Source organism: Campylobacter sp. RM16188 (genome assembly GCF_012978795.1).
In the GTDB taxonomy this organism is placed as follows: domain Bacteria; phylum Campylobacterota; class Campylobacteria; order Campylobacterales; family Campylobacteraceae; genus Campylobacter_A; species Campylobacter_A canis.
Window position 1 is genome coordinate 17,414 of sequence record NZ_LIWQ01000008.1, and the last position, 15,886, is coordinate 33,299.

The following is a 15,886-nucleotide window of genomic DNA, read 5'->3' on the forward strand; positions in this document are numbered from 1 at the left end:
AATTTCATTAAGGAGAGTTAGATGAAAAAATTATTCGCACTGCTTTTGGCGGGCTTAGTTAGCCTTGGCGCTACCGAACTTAAAGTAGGAACAGCAGCAAACTATCCACCGTTTGAGTTTATCGACGATCAAAACAAGATTGCAGGTTTTGATATAGATCTGATGGATGCGCTTTCTAAAAAAGTAGGGTTTAAATACCAGTTCGTAAATATGAATTTCGACGGACTTATCGTTGCTCTTAAAACAGGCAAAATAAACGTGATCGCAAGTGCGATGAGCGCAACTGATGAAAGAAGAAAATCTATTGATTTTACCGACGCTTACTATTTAACTGAAAATATATACCTTCGTAAGAAAGGCAATGACGCTATAAAAGACAAAGAGAGCTTAAGCGGTAAAAAAGTAGGTGTGCAGCTTGGCACTGTTCAAGAGATGGCGGCAAAAGAGATAAAAGGAGCTAAAGTAACTCCAGCCGAAGAGACCGTAAGTCTAACGCTTGGACTAAAAACAGGCAAGCTTGACGCGGTGATATTTGACAGCTCTATAGGATACGGATACCTTAAGAAAAATCCTGATCTGGAAGAATTTCATAAAGAATCAGACGGAAGCGAAGGATTTTCTATAGCTTTTGATAAAGACAAAAATTTAGATCTGATAGAGAAGATAAATGCCGCTTTAAAAGAGCTTAAACAAGACGGCACTTACGATAAATTACTAGAAAAATACGATCTTAAATGATAACCCCTCACGCAATTTTTAAACTCAAATTTAAAAGTTGCGTGGCTCTTTTTGTTTTTTTACTTATTCCTACTTTCGCTTTAGCCGATCAAAAAGTAATCGCAACCTTTGTCAAAAAGATAAACGAGGATACTTTTGTTTTTAAGATAAATCCTATAAAATCAGCTCCGTGTAAGCTTTACGGTATCGAAATTTATAAACCAAAAAAATGCATAGACGATGAAAAACAGCTAGAAGAATTTAATAAATTTTACGAAGATGAAATTTATAAATTTATAAAACCCGGAAGAAATTTTTACATTGAAGCCAAACAAAATTTAGGCGATAGATGGCTTTGCGAAGTAAGCGATAATAGCAGAATTTTAAACAAAACTCTAGTAAAAAACGCTCTAGCCAAACCAAAAAACAAAGAATATAAAAAAATCAAAGTAACTTCAAGCAGAATAAAAGATAAATTTCCCGAAATTTTCGAGTGCTTCCAAAGCGGCAAGAAGCCCGAAGCAAAACCAAAAGAAGATAGCGAGCAAGAGATATTGTGGGACGAAACACAAGAAGAAGAGGAAAAACCAAAAATTCAAATAGAGTTTAAAGAGGCAAATGAATGAAAAACATACTTATCATAGCAGGATCTGATAGCGTCGGAGGAGCCGGTATTCAGGCTGATATCAAGACCTGCGAAGCCTTTGGCTGCTACAGCGCAACGGCGATCACCGCTCTTACTGCGCAAAACACCGACGGAGTAAGCGCTATCAGTGAGGTTTCGAGCGAATTTTTAAACGCACAGCTTAAAATGATAACCGACGAGCTTAAGATAGATGCGATCAAAGTCGGAATGCTCTTTAATAAAGAGCTTATCTTATGCGCCAAAGGCTGGATAGAGCGTCTTAATGTGCCAACGGTTATTGATCCTGTCTGCGTTGCAAAATCGGGAGCAAAGCTACTTAAAGATGACGCGATAGACGAGCTAAGAGAGCTTTTAAATCTAGCAACGATAGCCACTCCAAACATATACGAAGCGCGTGTTTTAAATATCGATACTTCAAATTTGCCATGCGACATCATCTTTAAAAGAACTGTAGTTGATGAAATTTGCGAAGATACCTTGCATACAAAAGCCGGCGAGATAATTAAATTCCAAGAGGAGTTAATAGAGCCAAAGATAATGCATGGAGCCGGATGCAGCTTTGCCAGTGCGCTTGCTTGCGCTCTTGCATTAGGAAACGACACGAAAGAGGCGATCAAAATCGCTAAAAAATTCATCTTAAACTCTATAAAATCAGCACACACAAGCAAATTCGGCGTGAGAATTTTAAATCACAAAGCAGGATTTAATGGCTGAAATTTATGCGATTAGCGATGATATTTTAACTCCTGATGATACTATCTTAGAGCAAACTCGTGAAATTTTAGAATGCGGGATAAAACATTTTCAATATAGAAGCAAAAAAGCCGTTAAAGATGAAAATTTAGTACGCAAGCTGCTAATGCTTTGCGATGATTTCGGAGCGAAATTTATCATAAACGACGATGTGGCTTTTGCTAAAAAAATCGGAGCAAAATGCGTTCATATCGGTAAAGACGACGGCGACATAAAAGCCGTGCGAGAAATTTTAGGCAAAGATGCATTTATCGGTGTAAGCTGCTATAACGACGTGAATTTGGCTCTTAAAGCACAAGACGCAGGAGCAAGCTACGTGGCTTTTGGAAGCGTATTTGCAAGCTTAACAAAACCCACTGCTGCAAGATGCTCGCTTGAAACGATAATGCAGGCTAAAGAAATTTTAGATATACCCATTTGCGCTATCGGCGGTATAAACGCTCAAAATATCGATAGAATTTTAGCTCTTGAAATAGATCTCATCGCCATTATCTCAGCTCTTTACAAGCCTGAAAGCATAAGCGAAAATTACAGAAATTTAAGCAGGTTTTTGTAGTTTTAATCTTTAGACCAAAGTCACAAAGAAAGTTTTACCGATTTATGCATTAAGGCAAGCTAATTTAATTAGCCATTAAACGCAGTTTAGTTCAAATTTGGAGCGCGTTCGCAAGGTCAAAAAATCTTGAACATATATTAAAAAATCCAAAGAAGCAGTATTTTAAGCCGATATTTATAAAACGATGATGCAAGCAAGCCTATTTAACATCATTTTACCAAGCCGAATGTCAAATTTACCAAACGGCTTGGAACGAGGTTAAATTTACCTACTTTGCTTCATCTTATTGCGCCAACTGCAAATTTCTTTATTACCTTCCCTGCAAGCCTTTCCGACGATATCCTCAAAAGTAAAGCAAGCCTCTCTATTATTTAGCTTGCAAGCTTTATATATATATTCCATTATTTTATTGTCATCTTTTTCTACAAGAGGCAAAGCCTGCAAGCAACCGTTGCTATATCCGTATTCGCAAGCTTTATCATAATAATAAAGCATTTTTTCAGGATCGTTTTTATGAGCGTTCGCCGCCATATAGCAAGAGTGCGGATCTTTGTTTTCGCAAGCTATCTCCTCGCTTGTGGTTTTGCCTAGCTTTTCGCAAGCCTTGCTTTTTCTGTTGTGTTTGCAAGCGATAGAAAATAGCTCGCTTGCCTTTTTCTCATCTTTCATGCCGTATTTGTCGCTTTCATAAAGCTCTCCTAAGCTGCCGCAAGCTTCCGGATACTTATCAGGGCAAATTTTCTCTAAAACTTCTTTGCCTTTTTTGATATCTTTTTTCACACCTATACCATCGGTGTAAAAAAAGCTCACCATAGGGCACATACTATACACTCCTCTTTCACACAAGCCGTTATAGACCTCAAACGCCTTTTCATAATTCTTCTCTACGCCCTGACCGTAGTAGTACATATAAGCAAGATAAGTGCAAGCATCCTCGTCCTTGCCGAGTTCACAACCCTTTTTTGCATACTTAAACGAAGTTTCAAAATCCTTTTTGTCATACGCAGAGACTGCGAGCTTACCGCAACTTGCAGCGTCATTCGCCTTGCAAGCCGCTTCACGTTTTTCTTTAAGCTCTTTTGCGTAACCCTTTTCGCAGCACATTTTGTCTTGATCATTTAAGTCGCAACACAATCTATAATACATAATAGCCTTTTGCGGATCGCTTGCTATGCCCGGTCTTCCGAAATCATAATGAGAGCCAAGCTGTTTGCAAGACGACCAAACCTTATCCTTTACGCAAGCTTCGTGCTCAAACGGGATAGACTCTCTAAATTTACTGTCTATTCTTAACTCGTTTGCTATTGATGCGTTAGTTCTTGCATGAGCCGATAGTGCAAGAAGTGCGGCAAAAACGATAAAAACAACTTTTCTCATGACAGCCTCCTAGTATGAAATTTATCCACCACAATTATACTAGGCTTTTTCTAAAAATATTAATATAAATAATTTTTTTACCTAATTTTATATAGTTACATTAATTTTAGTAACAATATTTAGAGTTTGAAATTATCGTTATTATTGAGCGAATTTAAAATTTTTAGGCTTAAATTTTACCCGCAAATATCGAGTGAAGCGCAAGCTCCTCGCCCCAAACGTTTTTATGCTTCTCAATACTTTTTTTAATAGCGCTTATAAGATAAAGCACATCGTCTTTAGTATGCGTATAGTGCAGGCTCACTCTAACCCAGCCGGGCTTTTTATCAAAGGTTTGATTGTCTTTTAAATTTAGTAAATCATGCCCGTAAGGTCCTGCACAAGCACATCCGGCACGGGTTTGTATGCTGTAGTCATTACTAAGAGTTGCTGCAAAATCATAAGGCGAAACGCCTTTAACATTAAACGCAAATATCGGCACGCGAGCCAAATTTTTAGGCGAGTAACAAATCACGTCATCGATATTTGCAAGCTCTTTTGCAAAAAGCTCGTTTAATTCATCTTCACGCTCTTTAATGCGCTCAAATCCGATCTCATTTCTAAGCTTGTAGGCCAAATTCGCCCTTATCATCTGAATTATCCCCGGAGTGCCGCCCTCTTCTAGCCGCTCGAAATTCTTTACAAATTGATGACTCGTCCTGCTTACGTAAGCCACCGTTCCACCGGCCGCAAAAGTAGGCTCAAAGTTATCTATAAGCGATTTTCTAATCGCCAAAAGTCCGCAGCTTCCGACCCCGCCAAGCAGCTTATGAGGCGCTAAAAACAGCGCATCAAAGTAATTGCAATCCACATTGGCATAAGCGCTAATGCTTGACGCATCAAGCGCAAGCACTCCGCCGTGAGCTTTAATCATCTCATAAATTCTTTTATAATCGCCAATAACACCCGTAACGTTTGAAGCTGCGCTAAAAGAGGCGATAATCTCGCGGTTTTTATTCATCTCAAGCACACGCTCAAACATCGTAAAGTCAATCCCTCCGCTCTCATCAAGCCCTATTCTAACGACATCACACATCCCTTCGCGAAAGCTAACTTCGTTTGAATGGTGCTCGTAAGGTCCCACGATAACTAAAGGCAGGTTTGAAAGCGCCTTTATACGGTATCTCTCGCGTGTTTTTGGAGGTATGTATATACCCATAATCTCTTGAAATTTCTTGATGGCAGCACTTGCTCCGCTTCCGCAGCCAATGAGATAAAACTCATCGTTAAGGTCAAGCAAATTTTTAAGCTCGCTTCTTGCGTTTTCGTATCTGCGCTGGGTTAAAATGGCGTTTGAGGAGCTGTCGGAATGTGTATTAGCATAGGTTTTTAGAAATTTTAAAACTTCTTTTTCGATAGGCCCATAAGCAAGCCCCGAAGCGGTATAATCAAAATAATAAATTCCGTCTTTTAAAATGATATTTTTTCTAACTTCATCCAAATTCAGCACACTATCGCCTTAGTTTTTAAAAGTGATTATAACCAAAAGTGTGCTAAAATGGGCTAAAAAGGAGAACAAATCCATACGTTAAAATCCTCTTATAAACGCTTCAAACACCTTGATATACATGAGCTTATAAATTTCCATTGCGTTTTTGACGCTCATGATATAAGTGCAAATTTTTACGATATTTTTGAGGCGATTGAGGTTTGTATAGTAAGAAAATTTCAAAATTTAAAACCAAAATTTAGCTTTAACACTCCGCTTAAAAACGAACTTAGCCTTGCACTAATGCGCCTTGCAAAAAGCGATAGAAAGCGGTTTAATATCCATAAAATTTTCTCCCAACAAGTTGCCAAACGAGTTTACAAAGAGCTTTTTGAAAGAGAGCTCATAAGTGTTGAAAAGAGCCTTGAAAAACCTATAAAAGCACCAAAAGGACAGCTTTTAAAAAAGCATTTAAGAAGATATCAGGTAGAGGATAAAATACGTTTTAGCGATAATTTCACTAGATTTTGGTTTAGATTTATAGAGCCAAATTTAAGCCTGCTTGAAGAGGCTAAATTTGATAACGTTATGCGAGATATAAGGGCGAATTTCGATGATTATGCAAGCTTTGGATTTGAGCTTGTTTGCAGGGAGCTTTTAGCGCACAAATTTGGCGTAGAATTTGATAGAGTAAGCAGCCTGTGGACAAGAGAGGTTGAGATCGATCTGTTTTTAAAAATTAACGAGCAGATCATAGTCGGAGAGGCGAAATTTAAAGAGCATAAGATATGCAAAAATGTGCTAAATTTGCTTGCTAAAAAATGTGGCAGATTGCAGCTTGAACCGTATAAATTTGCGTTTTTTTCAAAGAGCGGCTTTAGCAAAGAGCTTGAGAGATTAAAAGACGAGCGAGTAATGCTTTTTGATATGAAAGATTTTGAGGAGCTGATAAATGGATGAAAAAACAAGCATACAAGACGGCTTAAAAAGCCTGATAGAGCAGACTTATCTAATCGAGCAAGAGTATAAAAACCTCACGAATTCATACTCAAATTTGCAAAATTTCATAAAAGAGATCGTGGAAATTTTGCCTACCGCCATCTGGGTGATAGATGAAAAGGGCGAAATTTTCTTGCAAAACTCAGAAGCACTTAAAATTCCAAAGCTTTTAAATTTAATCGATGAAAACAGCGAAGAGATAGAGCTACACGGTCAAATTTATCTCATAAAAACTACTCAAAAAAACGGCAAAAAAATCATCTCGGCAACAGACATAACAAAAGAAAAGCGAACAGAGCGACTAGCCTCCATGGGACAGGTTGCCGCCCACTTAGCTCACGAGATAAGAAATCCCATAGGTTCGATCTCGCTTCTAACTTCAACCCTTTTAAAGCGAGCCGATGAAAAAACAAAGCCCGTAGTAAGCGAGATTCAAAGGGCTATTTGGCGAGTAGAGCGTATCATTAAAGCAACCCTGCTCTTTACAAAGGGGCTTAGCATAAATCCTAGCGTGTTTAATTTTAACGAATTAAAAAGCGAATGCGAGGAAGCCATAGCTTATTACGCTTATTCAAAAGATATAAATTTCAACTTAAATTTTCCAAACGCTTACTATAATGGCGACAAAGACCTGCTTGCGATAGTCTTTCAAAATATGCTTTTTAACGCGATTGACGCGATTGAGCAAGGCGATGATGAAAGCGGGGAGATAAGGCTTGATTATGAAAAAACAGCCGAGGAACATCGCTTCGTCATATTTGATAGCGGAGTAGATATAGCAAATGCGCAAATCGTCTTTGAGCCGTTTAAGACGAGCAAGCTTAAAGGAAACGGGCTTGGGTTGCACCTGTGCTTGCAGATCATAAACGCACACAAAGGAAGTATCGAAATCATGCTAAATCCGAAGCGATTTTGCATAAATTTGCCTATTTACAAGGCAAAAAGCGAGTAAATTTATAAAATTTGAAAGGCAAAAATGAAACTCGATAGAAAAATTTTAGACGAATTAGAAATTTGGCACGAAGAGCTAAAACCACTTAAGATGAGCGAGCTTTTTAAAAACGGCAGCAAGAATATCGTCTTCGTAAGCGTAGATATGATAAATGGCTTTTGCCGTGAGGGCGCGTTATCTAGTCCAAGAGTGGGCGCTATAGCTAAAAATTTGGCAGATACATTTAAAAGAGCGCACGATAAATTTGGCTTTAAAAATTTCATCCTGATCCAAGATAACCACGGTGAAATTTCAAGCGAATTTGACGCTTTCCCGCCACATGCGATAGCAGGAACGAGCGAGGCTGAGACGATAGATGAGCTTAAAAATTTAAGCTTCTTTGATGAGATGAAAATTTATTATAAAAACTCGATAAGTTCGGCGTATTGCGAAGGATTTAACCGCTTTTTAGAGCAAAATCCAAATGTGAATACCTTTGTCATCTTTGGCGACTGCACCGATCTTTGCGTTTATAACCTCGCCCTTCACATCAAGCTAAGCGCAAACGAAAAAAACATCAAACGCGAAGTCATCGTAGTAAGTGATCTGGTACAAACCTACGACGCACCTTGGCATAACGGCGATTTTTATCATCTGGTGTTTTTACGACATATGCAAATAGCGGCAAATATAAAAGTTGTCAAGTCTCTTAAATAAATTTAGGCGAATTTAAACAAAGCCGACCCGCAAGCCGCTTGTTCTAGCATTAAAAAAGAATTTCAAAAAGGCTTACTTTAGCATTTTGATAATGAACGCGCAAGCCTTCAGTATCCTTTAGCTCGGTAAGTCCAAGGAAGCAAAATCCGCACTTTTGATAATGCTTAATAAGCCCTAAATTTTTGCTAACCGTATCAAGCCTGATAAAATTTTTACTATTTTTTAGAGCATACCCTTTAGCCCAATCTACTATATGCCAAACTAAATTTTGTCCTCTAAAGCTAGGATTTGCCACGATAAGATGTATATATGGCGGCATCGGCGTTTCTTTCTTGCCAAATTTGAGCGTCATCAAAGGTTATCGCCCAAATGCAAGCTATTTTGCCCTCTATTTTTATATTAAACCGCCTATTTTCTTTGATCTCGGTCTCTAAAACTCGCGACCAAATTTCGGCCAAGGAGTAGCACCTTTTATTCTTTAAAACTTAACCGCCTCGTCATAAAGATATAAAATGTCGCCTACATCGTCTTTTGAACTGTTTTGTATAGTCACTGTTTATACTGCTAAGCTATTTACCTTTTCTTCAAAATTATCGCTTACTACAAATTCCGTGTTATAAACTAAAATTTGATTTTGCGCGGGGTTAGCTATCTTTATGATTAGACTTTTATTGTTCTTTTCAACTCCATTGCGGTGATCTTGCTGAGCTAGGCGGTAGATATTTGTTATCATATCCTTGCTAAGGCTTACCATGTCCAAATTTAGCTCAAGCGGTGTTAAATTTCTAGGCTTTTCTTTTAAATTTGAGCCGTTAGAGCAGTTTTGATAGCTTCCGTTGCCGTTAAAATTTCGCTTCTTAAAGGTTCGCGCCTTGAAATTCATATCTTTAGCGTCCTCAAGACTAACCATCTCGATAAGCCTTATACGGTTGAACTGTCCGTCTCGAGAGAAATTTATCTTAAAGGCGTAAGGAGTCTCATAAACTGCATTTCCAAGCTTTTCAAGCTCGGCAAGTTCGCGATCAAATAGCGTTATTTCGATATTTCCGTGAAAATCAAGCACGTTTAAGGTGCCAATTTTCTTGCCGCTATTTTTAGCTATCCTCGTGCTGATATCTTCGATCTTTCCAACCACAAGCAGCTCCGCACTCTCGCCGACACTTTCAAATTCCGAGCTTAAAGTGTAGCTTATCTCGTCAATTTGCGCCTTAAAGTCCTGCAAAGGATGACCCGAAAGATAAATTCCCACGCTATCTCTTTCGTATAAAAGCCTCTCTTTTAGCTCAAATTCCGTATCTTCCGCTAGCAAATTTACCTTCACGTTATTCATGCTCTCATCTTCGCCAAAGAGGCTTTCCGCGCTATTTTTCTTGATCTGCGCAGCACTTTTGCAAGCTTCCATTATATTATCAAGGTTATTAAACATCATCTTTCTAGTAAAGCCAAAAGTATCAAAAGCGCCTGATTTTATGAGGCTTTCAACAACTCTTCTATTTACCCTAAAGCTGTCTATACGCGAAACAAAATCATCAAGCTCTTTAAATTCTCCATTTTTACGCTCCTCAATGATATTTTCTATCGCTGCACCGCCAACGCCTTTAATCGCTCCAAGGCCGTAAATAATAGCGTCGCTTCCATTTTCGCTAACAACGCTAAATTCTTGCATAGAGCGATTTATGCAAGGAGGAAGTATGGATATGTTCATACGCTTTGTTTCGTCGATGTATTTTGCGATTTTATCCGCGTTATCTTCCTCGCTCGTTAAAAGAGCCGCCATAAATTCGGCAGGATAATAGGTCTTTAGGTATGCGGTTTGAAAGGTGATAAATGCGTAAGCGGCGGAGTGAGATTTATTAAAGCCATATCCTGCAAATTTTACGATAAGATCAAATAGCTCATCGGCCTTTGTTCCGTTTAGCCCCTTTGCAACCGCACCTTCTACGAACTGCCCTTTGAGCCTATCCATCTCCTCTTTTATCTTTTTACCCATTGCACGGCGCACCAAGTCCGCACCTCCAAGGCTAAAGCCGCCTATGGTTTGAACTATCTGCATGACCTGCTCTTGATAGACGATGACGCCGTAAGTTGGCTCAAGTATAGGCTTAAGCTCTTTAAATGCGTATGAAATTTCAGCCTCTCCGTGCTTACGCTTAACGAAATCATCAAGCATGCCGCTTTCCATAGGACCGGGACGATAAAGAGCAAGCATCGCCACGATATCCTCAAAGCAGTCAGGCCTTAGGCTAAATCCAAGCTTTCTCATGCCGTCACTTTCCACCTGAAACAGTCCTATCGCTTGTCCGCTTTGAATCGTTTTATAAACTTCAGGATCGTTTATATTTATCTGCTCCCAGATGATATCCTTACCAAAACGATTTTTGATAAGCTTTATAGCGTTATTAATAACCGTTAGGGTTTTAAGTCCAAGGAAGTCAAATTTGATAAGATCCACATCCTCAAGATATTTTAGACTATATTGCGTTACAAAGTGATCTTCGGCACTATTTGGCTGTCGAAACAGCGGGGCTTTATTCCAAAGTTCCTCGTTTGAGATAACAACTCCCGCCGCGTGCATACCCGCGTTGCGGTTTAGTCCCTCTAAATCAAGTGCAAATTTCCAAATTCTAGCCGCATTTGCGTTTTTATCGATGAGCTCTTTTATCTTTGGCTCTTTTTCAAAAGCACCCTCAAGAGTTATTCCAAGCTCATCAGGTATAAGCTTTGCCATTGCGTCAGCCTCGGCATAAGGCATATTGCAAACCCGCGCGACATCGCGGATGACGCCTTTAGCAAGCAATTTACCAAACGTTATAACCTGAGCTACGTTAAATTTACCGTATTTTTCGATCACATAATCAATTATCTCGCCTCTTCTATCCTGACAAAAATCCACGTCAATATCGGGCATGCTTACGCGCTCGGGATTTAAAAACCTCTCAAAAAGCAGGTTGTAAGGTATAGGATCAATATCGGTTATCCTAAGACTATACGCCACCAAGCTTCCGGCAGCCGAACCACGTCCGGGACCCACCGGCACGCCGCGCTTCTTAGCCTCCCTTATAAAATCCCAAACGATCATCATGTAGCCCGGAAAATTCATCTTATTGATGATATCTATCTCGACCTCAAGGCGCTTTTTATACTCTTCATGCTTTTCTTTAGGCACAAATTTAAGCCGCTCGGCAAGACCGTTTCTACACTCATACTCAAAAAACACCGAGTCGTTTGCAAAGCTGTAGCGATTGTCAGGCTCCGGCAGACTTAGTCCTCGCTCGGCTGCGCATTCAAGGGTAAATTTAAAATTCGGAGGTGTAGCGTCGCCAAGCTTTATCTCAAGATTGCATTTATCGGCAATCTCTTGCGTGTTTGCTATAGCTTCAGGGATATCGGCAAAAAGCTCGCTCATCTGAGCCGGAGTCTTAACGTAAAACTCATGCACGCTATGGCGCAAGCGGTTTGGATCATCAAGCAGTTTGTTCATCGCGATACACATGAAAACTTCGTGCGCGTCGGCTCTTTGCTGAAACGTATAGTGCGTGTCGTTAGTGGCGATTATCTTGATGTCAAGCTCTTTTGCTATACGTAAAATTTGATCATCAATCCTACGCTGATCACCGATACCGTGGCGCATGATCTCAAGATAAAAGTCCTCGCCGAAAATTTCCTTATACTCGCGCGCCACTTCAAGCGCTTTTTCATATCCACCCGCTCCGTAGCGCAAATTTCGTTCGCTTTCGTTTAGATGCCAATTCACCTCGCCTTGAAGGCAAGCGGAGCTACATATCACACCTTCGCTATGCTCTCTTAGCAGTTTTTTATTGATACGAGGATAGTAATAAAAACCCTCTATATAGCTCATCGAGCTTAGATACATCAAATTTTTATAGCCGATCTCGTTTTTAGCAAAAAGACACAGGTGAAAGCGCTGCTTTGAGCTTTTGTCGCCCACATCTTCGCTGTTGTGTATATAGGCTTCTAGCCCGATTATCGGCTTTATGCCCTCGCCCTTCATCGTCTTGTAAAAATCAATCGCGCCAAACATATTTCCATGATCGGTTATGGCTACCGAGCTTACGCCTTGTTTTTTAAGCGTCTTGGCAAGCTCTTTTATCTTGTTGGCTCCATCAAGCAAGGAGTATTCGGTATGCAGATGTAAATGTGTAAAATCGCTCATAATCATTCCTTTATTAGGCTTGATTTTACAAAATAGTAGCTTTTAGAGCGCTTTTATATGGCTTATATTTTCTTTAAAGGCTTCAAGTAAATTTGATAAAGTGTCGCATTTTGCTTCGTTTAAACCGAGTTTTTTAGCTAGAAATTTATAGTGAATTTTTGCACCGTCTTTTAAATTCACAGCAGGCGCATTTGAAGTTTTTGATAGCTTTTTATCTCCGCTTTTAAGCAGGCTGTGATGGATGAAATTTGAGTTTTTGAAATTTAATCCAAGCAAATTTGCCGTATATTTTTGAGCTGCCGAACACTCAAGCAGATCCTCTCCGCGCACGAGCAAATTTACTCCAAGCTGCTCGTCATCAACGAGGCTTGCAAGGTTATAAGCGGCAGTGCCGTCTTTTTTATATATCATAAAATCACCCATATTTTGAGCTAAATTTATCTTTTTGTTTTGACTTAAATTTATAAGCTCAAATTTTGTGCCGTCATAGCCAACCTCTATCATCTCCTCGCTATCTACGTGAAGTCTGACGCAGGTTTTATCCAGAGTAAATTTTAGATTTTTGTTTAGGCAAATTTGTTTATAGATGCCGTTTTCAAATGAATTTATCATCGAATGAGAGCACTCGCAAGCATAGCAAACTCCTAAATTTTCAAGTCTATTAAGCGCATTTTCATAACTTGAAGCTCTAAATTTAGAGCTAAATTTTGTCTCAAATTCAGCCACCGAGCTGGCTCCGCCGTCAAAGTCGATACCAAGCATATCAAGCACGCTAAAGATGTTTTCGGTATATTGGCTTTTGTATCTCACAAGATCGTAATCATCAATACGAAGGTGCAAAATTCCGTCAAAAGCACGTGTAAAAAGATAGGTTAAAAGAAAGTTATATACGTTTCCGGCGTGAAGAAATCCACTTGGAGTAGGAGCTATACGAGAGATAATTTGAGAATTCATCTAGAATAGTCAAGACTTATGAAATTTTAAAAATAAAAAAGAAAATTTAATCACATAAATTTAAAGCCGCCCAAGCGAGCGGCTAAATTTTAATCTTTCGGGCGAGCTTCATTGACTCTTAAAGTTCTACCGCCGATCTCTTTATCGTTTAGTGCCTCTATCGCTTTTGCGCCTGCAGCGTCATCCATCTCGACAAATCCAAATCCCTTTGAGCGATCCGTCTCGCGATCTCTTACTATCTTTGCGCGTTTTACTTCGCCAAACGGCGAAAAAGTATCCTTAAGTTCTGCCTCAGTCATGCGATATGACAAGTTACCGACGTAAATATTCAAAGTAACATTTCCTTAAATTCAAATTTCCGATAAAATCGGTTGTCTGATAATACCTGAATTTGCAAAAAATAGCTAGTAAATTTACCCTTTAAGATAAATTTCGTCAAATTTTACCCAACAAACAAAAGACCTTCTTTTACATCTTTATAAATTTGCTCACCACAAAGATTTCTAACCAGCTCAAGAGCAAATTCCATAGCCGTAGCAGGTCCGCGAGAAGTGATGATGTTGCCGTCTTTTACTACATTTTGTGAGCTTATATAGCCGTCTTTACCAACTTTTGCTTCAAAGCCGGGATAACAAGTGTAACTTTGTTTTATAATGCCTGCTTTTGCCAAAGCCATAGGCGCTGCGCAAATGGCTGCCACAAATTTGCCGTTAAGATCAAATTCTTTTAAAACGGCTTTAATCCTATCGCTATCAGCCAAATGCTGAGCGCCCGGCAAGCCGCCCGGAAGCACTATCATATCAAACTCGCTCTCGGAAATTTTGTCTAAAGTAGTATCGGCATGAACTTTTACTCCGTGAGCTCCTGTTAAAATATCTGCATCAAGTCCTACAAATTTCGCCTGAACTCCGGCTCTTTTTAGTATATCAATAATGGTTATCGCTTCTATCTCTTCAAAGCCATTTGCAAGCATTACAGCAACTTTTTTCATATTTACTCCTTTTAATTTTTGTGAAATTTTATATTATTTTATCAAATATATGTTACAATTATTCAACTTTTTACCAGAAAGGAATTCGCAATGGAAGTAAAGATAACTTATTGTAACTCTTGAAACTACAGACCGACAGCTTCTCGTGTAGAAGAAAAAATTTTAGAACAAGTCCCTGGCGCATCGGTAAGTAAAGTCGTAGGAGATAGCGGCAATTTCATCATTGAAGTGAACGGTAACGTGCTATACTCCAAAAAAGACTTAATAGGAACATCGGTAAATGCGCTTCCCAATCATGACGAAATAATGGAAATAGTAGAGCGTATAAAGGCACTTTGATAAATCATTAGTCAAAGTCAAATTTGGCTTTGACTATTTTGTTTTTGCGATATCTTAATTTATTAGAGAACTCAAAAAGATTTTAAATCTTATTTTGTTTTCTTATTATTGTCTCTTCGCATTTGATTCAAAAATTTTCTTTAAAAATATAGTAATGATTAAAATAGCCATTTAGTAAGAATTTCATAATTTTAAAATTAATATTGCGGTACTATGGAGGCTTAAGTTAATAGGTTTTTCTAAAAGCAGAAGCGATTTTAGAAAAACCAAATTATTTTAAGTTGTGCCTTTTGATAATTTTATAAAACACCAAAAGGCTATTTTTAAATTTATTTATTAGCTCGCTCGATATACTCGCCTCTAACGGTATCTACGCGGATAACTTCACCTTCAAGCACGTGAAAAGGAATTTGCACCACAGCGCCGCTTTCAAGCGTAGCCGGCTTCTTACCGCCTTGCGTATCTCCTTTGAAATTTGGTGGAGTTTCAACTATCTTTAGCTCAACTACCTGAGGAACTTCCACGCCGATAGCCTTGCCGTTATGAAAGAGGATATCAACCATCATTCCGTCTATCATCCATTTTTTAACATCGCCCACATCATCATCGCTTATAGCCACCTGCTCGTAAGTAGCGGTATCCATAAACTGGCAATACTCGCCGTCGTCATAAAGATATTGCATCTGTTTTTCTTCTAAATTCGGCTGATCGGCTTTATCTCCGGCGTGAAATGTCTTTTCAAGCACTTTACCGTCTATAAACGACTTAATCTTAGCTCTTACAAAAGCCGCTCCCTTGCCCGGTTTTACGTGTTGATATTCAACTACTTTGTAAGGAATACCGTCTAATTCGATCTTTAAGCCCTTTTTTAAATCGCCCATTGAATATGTCGCCATAAATTCTCCTTATAAATAAACTTGGCGATTATATCAAATTTACAATTATAAAATTATTATTTGAAGCGGAAATTTAGTAGTAAATTTTATAAATATAAAAAGCAAGAAGTGAAATTTAGCGCCAAATTTTAGTTTTGCTTGCTACCGAATTTAAATTTTCCTTCTTTTTTCTTACTGTGATCCATCTGAGAATAAATCTCTCTTGTTAATTGTTCGCCAACACTTGGCTCATCCTCGGGCATTTTTTGAAATTTCTTTTTCTCGACTAAAATTTTCTCAAAATTTTGAGCGCTTTTTTTACGCACTTCACTTTCACAGCCCGCAAACAAAACCGCCAAAAACGTAATATAGAAAAATTTAATCAATAA

The 15,886-nt window shown here is 38.7% G+C and carries 19 protein-coding genes; 8 read left to right on the plus strand and 11 right to left on the minus strand.

Annotated features, from left to right (window positions below; translation table 11 throughout):
* The first annotated feature begins 21 nt into the window (after positions 1-21).
* From CDOM16188_RS05745 to thiE, 4 genes are read left to right on the plus strand one after another with little or no spacing between them, the layout of a single operon-like run.
* On the plus strand, positions 22-738 hold the full coding sequence (locus CDOM16188_RS05745) for a basic amino acid ABC transporter substrate-binding protein (RefSeq protein WP_172200150.1): 717 nt from the start codon (positions 22-24) through the stop codon (positions 736-738).
* The gene (locus CDOM16188_RS05750) at positions 735-1,343 is read left to right on the plus strand and encodes a hypothetical protein (RefSeq protein WP_172200153.1); all 609 of its coding nucleotides are present in this window, start codon (positions 735-737) and stop codon (positions 1,341-1,343) included. The genes CDOM16188_RS05745 and CDOM16188_RS05750 overlap by 4 nt, the downstream gene beginning before the upstream one ends.
* On the plus strand, positions 1,340-2,077 hold the full coding sequence (locus tag CDOM16188_RS05755; protein ID WP_172200156.1) for a hydroxymethylpyrimidine/phosphomethylpyrimidine kinase: 738 nt from the start codon (positions 1,340-1,342) through the stop codon (positions 2,075-2,077). The genes CDOM16188_RS05750 and CDOM16188_RS05755 overlap by 4 nt, the downstream gene beginning before the upstream one ends.
* The gene (gene thiE, locus CDOM16188_RS05760) at positions 2,070-2,672 is read left to right on the plus strand and encodes a thiamine phosphate synthase (protein WP_172200159.1); all 603 of its coding nucleotides are present in this window, start codon (positions 2,070-2,072) and stop codon (positions 2,670-2,672) included. Before CDOM16188_RS05755 ends, thiE begins: the two co-directional genes overlap by 8 nt.
* A gap of 264 nt (positions 2,673-2,936) precedes the next feature.
* On the opposite strand, the gene CDOM16188_RS05765 is transcribed toward thiE, so the two are convergent.
* The 3 genes from CDOM16188_RS05765 to CDOM16188_RS11290 all read right to left on the minus strand — a co-directional run bounded on the left by CDOM16188_RS05765 (position 2,937) and on the right by CDOM16188_RS11290 (position 5,760).
* Positions 2,937-4,049 carry a tetratricopeptide repeat protein gene (locus CDOM16188_RS05765; protein ID WP_172200161.1) on the minus strand — a complete coding sequence of 371 codons (1,113 nt, stop codon included), beginning with the start codon at positions 4,047-4,049 and terminating at the stop codon, positions 2,937-2,939.
* A gap of 169 nt (positions 4,050-4,218) precedes the next feature.
* A complete protein-coding gene (locus tag CDOM16188_RS05770) occupies positions 4,219-5,538 on the minus strand; it encodes an aminotransferase class V-fold PLP-dependent enzyme (RefSeq protein ID WP_172200163.1) in 1,320 nt (439 codons plus the stop codon).
* 78 nt (positions 5,539-5,616) lie between these two features.
* Complete coding sequence (locus CDOM16188_RS11290) at positions 5,617-5,760, minus strand: hypothetical protein (RefSeq protein WP_253908139.1); 144 nt, start codon at positions 5,758-5,760, stop codon at positions 5,617-5,619.
* Positions 5,761-5,820: 60 nt separating this feature from the next.
* Here CDOM16188_RS11290 and CDOM16188_RS05775 point away from each other — a divergent pair, with 60 nt between their 5' ends.
* From CDOM16188_RS05775 to CDOM16188_RS05785, 3 genes are read left to right on the plus strand one after another with little or no spacing between them, the layout of a single operon-like run.
* Positions 5,821-6,477 carry a DUF234 domain-containing protein gene (locus CDOM16188_RS05775; protein ID WP_253908140.1) on the plus strand — a complete coding sequence of 219 codons (657 nt, stop codon included), beginning with the start codon at positions 5,821-5,823 and terminating at the stop codon, positions 6,475-6,477.
* Positions 6,470-7,468, plus strand: coding sequence for a PAS domain-containing sensor histidine kinase (locus CDOM16188_RS05780; RefSeq protein ID WP_172200165.1), 999 nt, complete (start codon positions 6,470-6,472; stop codon positions 7,466-7,468). The genes CDOM16188_RS05775 and CDOM16188_RS05780 overlap by 8 nt, the downstream gene beginning before the upstream one ends.
* A 24-nt stretch (positions 7,469-7,492) precedes the next feature.
* Positions 7,493-8,164: a cysteine hydrolase family protein gene (locus tag CDOM16188_RS05785; RefSeq protein ID WP_172200167.1), complete on the plus strand. Its 672-nt coding sequence runs from the start codon at positions 7,493-7,495 to the stop codon at positions 8,162-8,164.
* Between the two features lie 49 nt (positions 8,165-8,213).
* On the opposite strand, the gene CDOM16188_RS11190 is transcribed toward CDOM16188_RS05785, so the two are convergent.
* The 6 genes from CDOM16188_RS11190 to CDOM16188_RS05810 all read right to left on the minus strand — a co-directional run bounded on the left by CDOM16188_RS11190 (position 8,214) and on the right by CDOM16188_RS05810 (position 14,283).
* The gene (locus CDOM16188_RS11190) at positions 8,214-8,483 is read right to left on the minus strand and encodes a GNAT family N-acetyltransferase (protein ID WP_216656240.1); all 270 of its coding nucleotides are present in this window, start codon (positions 8,481-8,483) and stop codon (positions 8,214-8,216) included.
* Positions 8,446-8,622 carry a hypothetical protein gene (locus CDOM16188_RS11195; protein WP_216656241.1) on the minus strand — a complete coding sequence of 59 codons (177 nt, stop codon included), beginning with the start codon at positions 8,620-8,622 and terminating at the stop codon, positions 8,446-8,448. Before CDOM16188_RS11195 ends, CDOM16188_RS11190 begins: the two co-directional genes overlap by 38 nt.
* A gap of 98 nt (positions 8,623-8,720) precedes the next feature.
* Positions 8,721-12,338 carry a DNA polymerase III subunit alpha gene (gene dnaE, locus CDOM16188_RS05795; protein ID WP_172200169.1) on the minus strand — a complete coding sequence of 1,206 codons (3,618 nt, stop codon included), beginning with the start codon at positions 12,336-12,338 and terminating at the stop codon, positions 8,721-8,723.
* A 42-nt stretch (positions 12,339-12,380) separates the two neighbouring features.
* Positions 12,381-13,292: a glutamate--tRNA ligase family protein gene (locus CDOM16188_RS05800; protein WP_172200171.1), complete on the minus strand. Its 912-nt coding sequence runs from the start codon at positions 13,290-13,292 to the stop codon at positions 12,381-12,383.
* Positions 13,293-13,381: 89 nt separating this feature from the next.
* A complete protein-coding gene (locus tag CDOM16188_RS05805; RefSeq protein ID WP_172200173.1) occupies positions 13,382-13,624 on the minus strand; it encodes an RNA-binding protein in 243 nt (80 codons plus the stop codon).
* 110 nt (positions 13,625-13,734) lie between these two features.
* On the minus strand, positions 13,735-14,283 hold the full coding sequence (locus tag CDOM16188_RS05810; RefSeq protein WP_172200175.1) for a DJ-1 family glyoxalase III: 549 nt from the start codon (positions 14,281-14,283) through the stop codon (positions 13,735-13,737).
* Between the two features lie 90 nt (positions 14,284-14,373).
* On the opposite strand from CDOM16188_RS05810, the gene CDOM16188_RS11430 reads away from it, so the two are divergent.
* Positions 14,374-14,622, plus strand: a complete 249-nt coding sequence (locus tag CDOM16188_RS11430; RefSeq protein ID WP_301538606.1) for a SelT/SelW/SelH family protein — start codon at positions 14,374-14,376, stop codon at positions 14,620-14,622.
* 329 nt (positions 14,623-14,951) lie between these two features.
* Here the strand turns inward: CDOM16188_RS11430 and efp are convergent, their stop codons facing one another.
* Positions 14,952-15,518, minus strand: coding sequence for an elongation factor P (gene efp, locus CDOM16188_RS05820; protein ID WP_169940415.1), 567 nt, complete (start codon positions 15,516-15,518; stop codon positions 14,952-14,954).
* 128 nt (positions 15,519-15,646) lie between these two features.
* Positions 15,647-15,883, minus strand: coding sequence for a hypothetical protein (locus CDOM16188_RS05825; protein ID WP_253908141.1), 237 nt, complete (start codon positions 15,881-15,883; stop codon positions 15,647-15,649).
* Positions 15,884-15,886 lie beyond the last annotated feature (3 nt).